This is a genomic window from Aquibacillus rhizosphaerae (genome assembly GCF_030282825.1).
Lineage (GTDB): Bacteria > Bacillota > Bacilli > Bacillales > Amphibacillaceae > Aquibacillus_C > Aquibacillus_C rhizosphaerae.
Genome location: NZ_JASTZU010000024.1, coordinates 68,803 through 79,785 on the forward strand (window position 1 = coordinate 68,803; position 10,983 = coordinate 79,785).

Here is a 10,983-nt window from a genome sequence, read left to right on the forward strand (position 1 = left end):
ATTCTGCAACATAGTGACCTAGAGTGTAACATACAAAAGGAATTATTAAAGACAGTATTGTACTTCTATATATTAATAGCAAAAGCAAACCAAAAGTCGCATATAATGTTCCATTTAGACCAACCCACACAGAATAAATTACCCCATATGGTAATGTCCCCAATGACAGAAACTGTTCAAAGGTTGTAAAAGGAAATGGATTTCCGGTATTAAAGTAGAGAGAAATGATGTCCAATGAAGGAACAAAATAAATGATAACTAAAAAAGGGAAAAATACTACTGAAAAGGCTACTATAAAAGAAAGAAACCCATTTACTAAAAGTATGTGAAGAGTATCTATTTCTTAATTGATGGGATGAATTCTCTTGTTATTCTAGCGCGTTTTAGGTACCCTAGCATACATAGCAATTGTTCAAAGAGAGAAGATCTCATATTTTAAGAGAGTTTAATGTTAATTCGTTATTTATATGTAAGGCAAAAATAAAGCAAGGAGTTGTCGGTTTTATAATGTAGTAAACCTTGTAGTGGTTTAAATTACAATAGGAATTGGAACTTTATGTTAAAATTATTCTGATGATACGTGTACTTATGTACTGAATAAGGTCTTAAAATACTACCGAGAGGAGAGATAGTATGGATATAACTAGTCCAGCAGGCTTTCAAAATAGGTTTTTGGCAAGAATTTTAGACTTAATTATTATATTTTTGGTGACAGGGGTTATCTCTAAGATACTGTACGGTGTATTCTATGATGGTGATAATTACTATTCAATAGATTTTTTTGGATTATTCTATGGTTTGTTATTACCTATTTTCTGGTACGGGTACACGTTAGGAAGAAGAATGGTAGGGAATCGAATTGTTAGAATCGACGGAAAAAAAGTCGGGATTGGTACAATGTTATTAAGGGATATAATAGCAGGAATCTTCTATTTACTTACATTAGGAATCGGTTTGATTGTAAGTGCATTTATGATAGGAATAAGAGAAGATAAACGTGCCATCCACGACTTTATTGCACGAACATTTGTAACCACAGAGCCACCATCAAACCCTTAATTATAAAACCAGTGTTGTAGCTTTTAGAACAAGAAAAGATAACACAGATGTTGATGGAATTGTTTAAGATTTAACCCCTATTTTATAATAAAAGTTAATCCAGTGCGTGTTATATAAATAGAATGTTTTGTCTGCTAAATTATCGGATTATTGAAATAATATATTGGGGGATTAATATTGGAAATTATCGGAATTGCAATTGTACTTATTGTGTTTTTTTCATCGAGTATTATGGAGAGGAAGCTTAAAGCAATTGAAAAACAAAATGATCGTGTAATACAAATTTTAGAAGAAATAAGAGACAAAAAATAAAACATTTTTCATGTAAAAAGGGTGCTAGAGTGGGAAGCGTAGGACGTTCCTCTTAATGCCCTTTTTGCTTTTAGGTAGGTTCAAGAACCTGTAAGTGGCACAGGTTCTTGAACCATATTTATATCTATCGAAAAAATAAATTCTCCCTAATAAATCAAATTATCTAAATCCACATATTTCCATTCATTTTTTATTATAAGTTATTGAAAAATGGCGAATTTTGTCGATAAGTTAACTATATAGATTAATTGGGGGGAAACAAATGAAGAAGGGGAAGTTTCAATTCACAAGTATTTCAAGTAAGTTAATGGCATTGATTATCATCATTATTATTGCAACGGGTGGAATTATTGGCTCAACCAGTTATTTAGTTGCTAAAAATCAGCTCTTAGATGCAGGGGAAAGAGAACTACAAAGTATTGTTGAAGGAGCATATGCTTCAATAGAGTTAATAAATGAACGTGTAGAGACTGGTGAATTAACATTAGAGGAAGCGAAAAATAAAGCGAGAATTATACTAAACGGTCCAGTAGATGGGAATGGCGAGTACGATTACCAACAATCACTGTTTACATATAAAGAAAATGGTTATATGTTAGCCTATGACGATGATCTAGTATTGCAAATTCATCCGTCGAAAATAGGTGGAGCTCCAGCAGATGAACAAAATCGAAGTAATCGTGAACGAATCGTTGATGGTGGTAAGTCAGATAATGAAGCAGATCGATTTGTAGTTTATTCTGATGAACAGCCAGATGGTTCTTATAGAGATAAGACAGCTTATACTCAATATTTCGAACCTTGGGATTGGACAATTGGAATAGTCGTTTTTCAGGATGAGTTTTACGAAGAATTAACGAGTTTAAAATATATTATTATTGCGGCAACCGCTGCGATTATTATCATCAGTTCATTTGCTTTCTACTTAGCTATTCGTAAGAAGGTAAACATGTTAAAAGATGTAGCTGAGGCATCGACGCAAATCGCAGATGGAAATGTCCAAGAAACGAATCTTCCTGAATCAAGTGATGAAATTGGCCAATTAGCTGTTGCTTTTAATATAATGTCAAGACAATTACGTGACCTGATTGAGAACGTTAAACAAACGAGTGAACATTTGCTGGATTCAGCAAATGATTTATCGGCCATTTCAGAACAAACATCTGCTAACAGTGAAGAAATCGGTGGATCAATAAGTGAAATTGCGACTGGTACACAAGAACAAGCAAATGATTTGGAAGAAATAAACCGAAGAGTGGAGATGTTAACTAGCTCTATTGAAGCCATGGAAAAACAAAGTAAAACCATGCATGACATCACGCAGCAAACAGAAGTTATATCTACGGAGGGAATTGAGATCGTTCAGCAATTACAGAAATCAAATGCTGATTCGTTAGCTGCCTCACAAGAAATTAGAGATGAAATTAAAAACTTAAATAACAAAACAAAACAGATTACACAGGTAATGGAAACAATCGAAACAATTGCAGAAGAGACAAACTTATTAGCTCTAAATGCGAGTATTGAAGCAGCAAGAGCAGGTGAATATGGGAAAGGCTTCTCCGTTGTAGCTGATGAAATTAGGAAATTGGCTGAACAATCCAAAACTGCAACGCACCAAGTGCAAGGCGTAGTTTCAGCTATCGTTTCAGAAACCACTAAAACAGTTGGGACAGTAGAAGGAACGGTGAAGACTGCTGAAGGTTTAAATGATGACGTACTTCGAACACAAAGCAAATTTAATCAAATGTCCGCTTCTGTGAAGCAAATAGCTGAAGCGTTACTTGCTGTTAATTCGGAAATGGGTGCTATTACATCCTATAACAAACAAATGAGTGAAGGAATTGAAAATGCATCTAGCGTATCAGAACAAACAGCCGCATCAGTTGAAGAAATCACCTCATCGATAGATGAACAGATTAATGCAATCGCAAATGTCGCGAATTCTGCTGAGAAACTAACGGAATTGAACCGTGATTTAAGCGATTTATTAAATCGTTACAACATATAGTAACTAAGAAAACTCCTTAATCTTCGTATTTATAGATTAAGGAGTTTATTGTTATGGTTATTGTGCTTATTTCATTATTCTAGAATAATGAGAAATTATCAAACAAGTGATAGTCTCGTTCTTTTTTTCATGATTAACCCTTAATAAAGAAGATTATTATTTCCTAGAGGCCTGCTTCATAACGGGAACATAAAATATGCCTGTAAAGCAATATTACTGACAAAAAGGATTAAATATTATGCTCTTACTAAGAATTAGTTTGGAACTTAGTTATCCAATTTCTATATGACAATAAAAAATAGTAAAGCGGCAATTATAAATAACAAAAAAAGACCCCACATAACCAATTTTCTAGTATTTTCACTTTTAAAGTAGAAATGTACGAATACTATATAGATAAAATAAGCACTCGAAAAAAATGCTATGCCTGAAAGTATTTCATTTTGTGTGTAGTCGCCAAAGGGAAAATGTAAAATTGCTATGAATAATGAAATCACACCAAACAAATAGTGAAATTTTTTTATGTTCAACCTATCCCTCCATTCTTGTTATCACATTTTTGTATGCACATTAATGATAGTAAGACGATTCATATTCAGTATTTTATGTATCTATTTTCATTGTAATAGTACATACGGCTTAAAGTGCAGGTGAGTTTCACGAATAGAAACGCTGCTTTTTGTGTAGATGTAGAACAACCTTAACAAAGAAGCAATCTCAAGACAATTAAAAAAGTAGAATTCCTTTTTATGCTAAGAAACTAAGTCTCTACCTTTGTAGAACTTCTACCCTTAACTTGCTTTAATGTCGATACGATAAGAAAGCTAACAATCACTAATAATAGCCACGAACTAACCTTTCCTAAATGAACGAGACTCCATGCATCGGTTTGGTTCGGATATTCCCAAGCTCCAAAATACGTTGCGATATTTTCAGCTATCCATATAAAGAATCCGATGAGTACAAAGGCGAGTATCAGTGGCATTCGGTAACGACGTCCATTTACTTCGTAAGTGACCCATGATTGCCAAAAAACAATAAGTACAAGTCCAGCAAGCCAATAACGAACGTCAATCCAATAATGATGAGTAAAAAAGTTTAAATAAATTGCAGTTGTAAGCGGCACAACTAGTAAAAACTGTGGCCACTTAACCAGGTTAACATGTAACCTCCTCCAAGCCTGACAAAGATAACTCGCTACACTTGCGTACATAAATCCGCTATATAATGGTACCCCGAAAATTTTGGAATATCCTTCGTCTGGATAAGACCAGGAGCCCATGTGTACTTTGAAAAGTTCAAGAGCAAGCCCGATAAGGTGGAACAATGTGATGACCTTAAGTTCATCACGTGTCTCAAGTCCAGCTCTAACCATCCACACCTGCATCAGAATGCAGATAATAAGCAGCCAGTCATATCGTGGCAAGAAGGGAAGGGGAATGATTTGTGTAATAGCCAAAGACGCAAAAATAACAACTGGAAACAAACAGGATAGAGCTTGCTCCCAACCAAAACGAACGAGTTGTTTTAGTGCTCTCATGACTTTTGCCTGCACGTTTTTATGGTTAAATTCATGAGTAGTTCTCCTTTTTAAAATATTGATAAATCATAAATAGCTTGACCTTATTAAACTTCGCTGTCTTGATCAGGTCGGTATTCTAAAATATCTCCAGGCTGACATTCTAAGGCATTACAAATCGCTTCTAAAATTAATAATCGAAATGCTTTTGCCTTGCCATTTTTCAATATAGAAAGATTAACCATCATGATTCCAACTCTCTCTGAAAGTTCTATGACACTCATTTTCCTTTTGCCAACATGTAGTCAATATTAATTATATTTGCCGTGTTTTCACCTGAGACCAAATCATTTTCTGATTTATATGAATGGTTTCCTGCAGGAGCCTCTGGAGAACAGTCGCAAAGACTCCCATAACTGTTGGAGCAAATGTAAAGGTCATTCCAATCAATATAATTTCTGGCGTATCATCTACTTCCCCTACAATATTTAAAAGCGGCATTGCTAAGACATACAGCAGACTGATTGTACCTGCACAGTTTTTTAAAAGCTTTAAAGCTTTTACTGATAACTACGAGAATGCTTTGTTCATATCGATATAACTTAGCGTTTAAAAGCCTGATACAACGCAATGAAAAAAGGAATTGCAAAGACATACATATTGAATATAAATCCAAATTGCACATAAGCCATCTCGGGACTACTTTCTACAGAATCTTCAGCTAACCAAGGTAATAGGAAAAACACAAAGCAAGAATAGGAATGCCCAAAAGAATAAAAGTTAACTTTAAAAAGATTGTTGATCATTGTTTCATATTAAAGACATCTTACTATTTACTTTTAATTTAATTTCATCATTCTGTTTATTGTTTTGCAATAAATAAATGTCGTTATTTGTTTTGAACAGAAAGGGGATTTGTTAATTCAAAGAAAGTCATATGGATGCGAGGGGGAGTATAAATTGTGCCTTGCTTTTATATTTTCCAATTTTAGTTATTTTGGATTATTGACAAAGTATCTATCTATATTCAATCTGAATATGGATAATAATGTATCAGAGGGGTTGGTTTGTGGTGAAAAAGTATTTTATTTATTTAGGGTTAATGCTAGTTTTAGCTTCTTGTAGTAGTGAAGATGAAACTCTGAATCAGGCTAAGGAAACAAGTAACGAGGTAATGGAAGAGAACGAAAAGAATTCAAATCAAAATACAGAAAATAGTATGATTGAAAAGTTAGATTCTATTAAGCTAGTACAAACGAAAGAGGATATGAAAAAACAGCAGGGCGGAGTATTGTTGAACAATATAAGTATGGAGGAAGAACTAGCTGTTAACGAAGAAGAACGATTACAGGAAATCAATGAAGAATTACGTGAACAATTGGAAGATATTACAAAGCAAACACAGGATCCAGTTCAACTAGAAAAGGCTTTAACCTATTTATTAGGTAGCCACCATTATAAGCAAATATTTGAAAATGCGGAGGAATTTGAACCTGATTTTGAAGAACCATACTTACCATACCCAGGAAAATCTAAAGCAGAAGTAAAGCAAGAACCAAAAAGCGGAAAGGCGATTATTTTATTGGATGCAAGCTCAAGTATGCTCCTAAGTGTAGATGAGAGGATGAAGATGGATGTTGCTAAAGAAGCAACTAGCCGTTTTGCAGAGGTTATTGGACAGGAAAGTGACGTTTCTTTGGTTGTCTATGGACACAAAGGATCTGAATCTGATTCAGATAAGGTAGTGTCTTGTGAAGGAATTGAAGAGATATACCCGATGGACACTTATGACCAGGAAGTATTTGAAACATCCTTAACCACGTTCGAAAGTAAAGGGTGGACACCATTAGCTGAAGCCATTAAAAAAGCAGCGGACATGAGTGACAGTTTTGAGGAGGCTATCACCGTGTATATTGTCAGTGATGGGGTTGAAACATGTGATGGTGATCCAGTAAAAGAAGCTGAGAATTTTGTTAAGAAAGATGAAGAGAGAACAGTGAATATAATTGGCTTTAATGTCGATCAAGATGCAGAAGAAGAATTACAAAATGTTTCAGCCGCGGGTAATGGTGATTATTATACTGCTAATAATGCAGATGATTTACAGAAAACAATTGAATATGAATGGTTGCCATCAGCGATAGATTTAGCTTGGGCGTTTACGAAGGCTCCAGGTCCATGGGAGATTTTAGATGCATATAATCTATTTGATGTGGAACATGAAAAAATTAAAACGACCATTAAAAATGAGAATGACCGTTATAATCATACGGTAAATATATTAGCTGAAGAAGAGATGCTATCCTCAGAAGTCATCAGTGAACTCCAAGATTCCATTGAAGAAAAGTATCAATCACGTTTGGATATACTTCTAAATACACGTTCTAAAAAGATAGAAGAAATAGACGAAAGTGCAGATAAGATTAAAGAACGTGTAAATGAATGGACGGAAGAAATGAGAAAACGTAGGGATGAGCGCGGTGATATTTGGTAGTTGAGTGGGATTAGTAATCTCAACGATTATATTAGAATATATGTTTTTTATAGTGCTTCGCTTATCTTACTAATATGATAAAGATACCTATTTTTCTCTATGTTAAATTCTATTGTTGTTTTTTAAAAAATAGAAACTCCAATTTTTATTAAGTAGTTCCTTTCTGTGGAAAAGCTAATTACTATGTTAATTGTAACGCTATTTAGCTATGTAACTAGGTAATTGTAATTTTATGTTAAATTAGCATTAAAAATTTTCAATACTTACAATTAGTAATATTATTATATTTAATTGTTCTTTAAATAATGAGCAGGATGGTGGAAGAAGAAAAACTCCAGTAGAAAAAATATCTTTTCGAAAAGGAGATTACATAACGAATGGAAACTTTAATAAAGAGAGGAAAACTATTTATAGTAATTAAGATTTTAATTGCAATAATTGCTCTTATTTTGGTTGGGTTAGGAATAGTTAACAACTGAAGGCTTTATCGGTGTGTAGAGGGGGTGTGGAATTTTGTTTGTCGGTCGTTCTTTATACATACTAGGTTTACTATTTGTTTTCTTTAGTATAGTCACATTGGTAATGATGTTATTCTCTAATAATGCGAATCCGCTTATACCTCTATTTGCTATACTTAATGGCTTTATGGCAATGGGAATTGGTGATATTGTAATAGACTTAAATCATAAAAAAAGCTTGGAAAATATGAAGGAGTAATTAAGGGCTTCCTCAACTATTGTATGTTTTAGTACAACAAATGAATTGTCATATATTGTTGGTGATCCTTTTCTTTTTGAATAGTTTCAAAGGATTATTGGGATTTTAGGTTAAATTAAAATTGTGAATCTGTGATCTTAAATGGCAGGGTAGTTGTGCGAAATGTTCCTAGCTTAAATGGAGGATGGTAACATCTCTCTGGTAAAGGCTAGGCAATTCCATGTGGAATTGAAGGATTATATCTAAGAATCAAATGAAGAGGTAACGCTCCGAAGGGTTCTCTCTTAGTCGATTAGCACTTGAATTAGTAAGAATGACAGTGTTGAGAGCTCGGTGAAAAGGCGTAAGAATTCACCGTAACAGTGTAACCTAGCTGTCGAAAGCCTACCCGATGGGGTGGTGTGAATCATGATGCTTGAGTTGAATGAATACGGTGAGTATGCGAATCAACCTAAAAGAAAAAGGTTAAGCTGACAAACTTCTGAATGTACGGGTCTAGACCTGCAATACATAGAAATGTGTATATCACCAAATGTGAGGTTAAATGTGGGTGAGTAAAACTAACTAATATGAAAATCCATGATATGTTAAAGGCATATGAAAGTTAACAGGCTTACAGGAAGCACCTAAGTTCATTTTATAATAGATATAATTCAACGTTGTAAGCTGATAACGTGGAGGGCTTACTCCTTATGAAACGTTGGAAAGGAAAGCAATAATGACAATAGTTATTGTATAACTTCCCTTTATATCAGTGAAAGTGGTGGCACAGTACCAATGAAGTGTCTAATCAACACAGAGGGATAGCCACTAGACTAATGAAGAATCATTCAACCATGTAAGGCAGATCTTTATCGATTAATAAGGTTCTCGTGAGACTAAAAGAGGTTAACTCCGAAAGGGGTACCGACTTATTGAAACGGAAGAAACTGAGACATAACGAGTATTATAATCTACAAGAGTGTTTTGACACTCTCTACACTCAAAGTGTCAATGGTGAAAAGTTTTATGGATTAATAGAATTGATGAGTTCTGATGAAAATATAAGGCTTGCCTATCGAAATATCAAAAGGAATACAGGAAGTAAAACGGCAGGAATAGATAAATTAACAATTAAAGATATTAGTCATTTATCAGTGGAAGATGTGATAGTAAATGTTCAGTCTATGTTTCAATCATTTGAACCACAGAAAGTTAGACGTGTTTTAATTCCCAAAGCAAATGGCAAGGTACGACCACTAGGAATACCAACCATTTGGGATAGAATTATTCAACAGTGTATTTTACAGATATTAGAGCCAATTTGTGAAGCAAAGTTTCACAAGCATAGTTATGGATTCAGACCGAATAGAAACACCCATCATGCAAAAGCAAGATTTGAATTTTTAATTAATCAATCTGGGCTTCACCATTGTATTGATGTAGATATTAAGGGTTTCTTTGATAATGTTAATCATAGTAAACTCTTAAAACAAATTTGGTCTTTAGGCATAAGGGATAGGTCGTTAATCGCTATTATTTCAAAACTATTAAAAGCTGAAATTCATGGTGAAGGTGTACCATCTAAAGGAACACCGCAAGGTGGCATTCTATCTCCACTACTTTCAAATATTGTTTTAAATGAACTTGATTGGTGGATAAGTAATCAATGGGAAACTTTCACAACTCACTTTCAATACAAAACAAATGGGATTAAATATCAAGCACTGAAGAAGTCTGAACTAAAAGAATGTTATATTGTCCGCTATGCGGACGACTTTAAGGTTTTGTGTCGTACACGTACACAAGCAATCAGAATGAACTATGCAATTAAAGATTTCTTGATGACTAGATTGCACCTTGAAACAAGTGAAGAAAAGTCTAGGGTAATAAACCTAAAGAAAAATTTTTCCGAATTTCTCGGGTTTTCTATTAAAGCAGTAAGAAAGGGCAAAACGAGGTTTGGTTATGTAGCCAAGTCAAATATGTCTAAGAAAGCCAGGCTAAATGCTTCTAACAAAATAAAACATTCAATCAAAGCTGTTCAGAAACATCCTAGTAATCAAACCGTTTGGAATTTCAACACTATCGTTATGGGGATACAAAATTACTATTCAGCAGCCACTAGAATTACGATAAATCTTAATGAGTTAAACTCTTATCTACGGAAAACGATGTATAATCGCCTAAAGATTCTTAGAACTGACGCAGAATTTCATGACATGACCAAGACATTACAAAAAAGGTATAAAGGATACAAATGCAAACTGCACAAGATACAAAACATGGTGTTTGTACCCATTCATGCCCAAAAATATAAAACGAATTTATGCTTTACCCAGGATACGTGCAATTACACGACCGAAGGTAGAGAAAAGATACACAAAGGGTTAAAAGCCATAAATAAAGATGTCTTATCTTACATTATGAAGAGTTTTATTCCAAATCGGACAATTGAATATAACGACAATCGAATAAGTAAATTTATTGCTCAGTATGGTAAGTGTGCCATTTCTAGAGTAGAACTAGGTCTTAATGATTGGCATTGCCACCATAAGAATCCTTATCATCTTTCAAACGATGATTCATTCTCTAATCTAGTAATACTGCATGAATCAGTCCACAGACTAGTACACATGAAAGATAATGATAAAATTAATGCATTAATAAAAGTATTAAATCTTTCCAAAAAGCAAGTAGAAAAACTCAACGAACTTCGATTACAATGTCATAATCAAGTAGTTTGATTTCGGAGAAAGCAACAGTCAAATCTAAAAATACATAAATTGAATGAATTGGATTAGTTGGAACGCCGTATGCGGTGAAAGTCGCATGTACGGTGTGAACAGGGGGAAAAGGTAGAGATAACTTCAAACCCTTACCTATCTGTAT

8 protein-coding genes and 2 pseudogenes are annotated in these 10,983 nt (G+C 34.0%); 6 read left to right on the plus strand and 4 right to left on the minus strand.

Annotated features, from left to right (window positions below; translation table 11 throughout):
• Positions 1–633 precede the first annotated feature (633 nt).
• The 3 genes from QQS35_RS07215 (at position 634) to QQS35_RS07225 (ending at position 3,382) form a co-directional block, all read left to right on the plus strand.
• Positions 634–1,059 (plus strand): RDD family protein, encoded by a 426-nt coding sequence (locus QQS35_RS07215; RefSeq protein ID WP_285931261.1) that lies wholly within the window; start codon positions 634–636, stop codon positions 1,057–1,059.
• Positions 1,060–1,236: 177 nt separating this feature from the next.
• The gene (locus tag QQS35_RS07220; protein ID WP_285931262.1) at positions 1,237–1,371 is read left to right on the plus strand and encodes a hypothetical protein; all 135 of its coding nucleotides are present in this window, start codon (positions 1,237–1,239) and stop codon (positions 1,369–1,371) included.
• A 262-nt stretch (positions 1,372–1,633) separates the two neighbouring features.
• Positions 1,634–3,382 carry a methyl-accepting chemotaxis protein gene (locus tag QQS35_RS07225; protein ID WP_285931264.1) on the plus strand — a complete coding sequence of 583 codons (1,749 nt, stop codon included), beginning with the start codon at positions 1,634–1,636 and terminating at the stop codon, positions 3,380–3,382.
• A 760-nt stretch (positions 3,383–4,142) separates the two neighbouring features.
• Here the strand turns inward: QQS35_RS07225 and QQS35_RS07230 are convergent.
• The 3 genes and pseudogenes from QQS35_RS07230 to QQS35_RS07240 all read right to left on the minus strand — a co-directional run.
• Positions 4,143–4,922, minus strand: coding sequence for a DUF817 domain-containing protein (locus QQS35_RS07230; protein ID WP_285931265.1), 780 nt, complete (start codon positions 4,920–4,922; stop codon positions 4,143–4,145).
• Positions 4,923–5,008: 86 nt separating this feature from the next.
• A pseudogene (locus QQS35_RS07235) lies at positions 5,009–5,202 on the minus strand (helix-turn-helix domain-containing protein).
• A 42-nt stretch (positions 5,203–5,244) separates the two neighbouring features.
• A pseudogene (locus QQS35_RS07240) lies at positions 5,245–5,697 on the minus strand (DUF2975 domain-containing protein); the annotation flags it as partial.
• A 276-nt stretch (positions 5,698–5,973) separates the two neighbouring features.
• On the opposite strand from QQS35_RS07240, the gene QQS35_RS07245 reads away from it, so the two are divergent.
• The 3 genes from QQS35_RS07245 (at position 5,974) to ltrA (ending at position 10,838) form a co-directional block, all read left to right on the plus strand.
• Entirely contained in the window at positions 5,974–7,395 is a 1,422-nt protein-coding gene (locus QQS35_RS07245; protein ID WP_285931266.1) for a VWA domain-containing protein, read from the plus strand.
• Positions 7,396–7,908: 513 nt separating this feature from the next.
• Complete coding sequence (locus QQS35_RS07250; protein WP_285931267.1) at positions 7,909–8,112, plus strand: hypothetical protein; 204 nt, start codon at positions 7,909–7,911, stop codon at positions 8,110–8,112.
• A 914-nt stretch (positions 8,113–9,026) separates the two neighbouring features.
• Positions 9,027–10,838 carry a group II intron reverse transcriptase/maturase gene (gene ltrA / locus QQS35_RS07255; RefSeq protein ID WP_285930976.1) on the plus strand — a complete coding sequence of 604 codons (1,812 nt, stop codon included), beginning with the start codon at positions 9,027–9,029 and terminating at the stop codon, positions 10,836–10,838.
• Here ltrA and QQS35_RS07260 read toward each other — a convergent pair.
• Positions 10,798–10,983, minus strand: a 186-nt coding sequence (locus tag QQS35_RS07260) for a hypothetical protein (RefSeq protein WP_456237188.1), incomplete at its 5' end; no start/stop codon positions are given. The genes ltrA and QQS35_RS07260 overlap by 41 nt on opposite strands.

Excerpts from the sequence above, each read along its gene's own strand:
- QQS35_RS07215 (WP_285931261.1), top strand. The coding sequence starts at position 634 with ATGGATATAACTAGTCCAGCAGGCTTTCAAAATAGGTTTTTGGCAAGA.
- QQS35_RS07225 (WP_285931264.1), top strand. The coding sequence starts at position 1,634 with ATGAAGAAGGGGAAGTTTCAATTCACAAGTATTTCAAGTAAGTTAATG.
- QQS35_RS07230 (WP_285931265.1), bottom strand. The coding sequence starts at position 4,922 with ATGAGAGCACTAAAACAACTCGTTCGTTTTGGTTGGGAGCAAGCTCTA.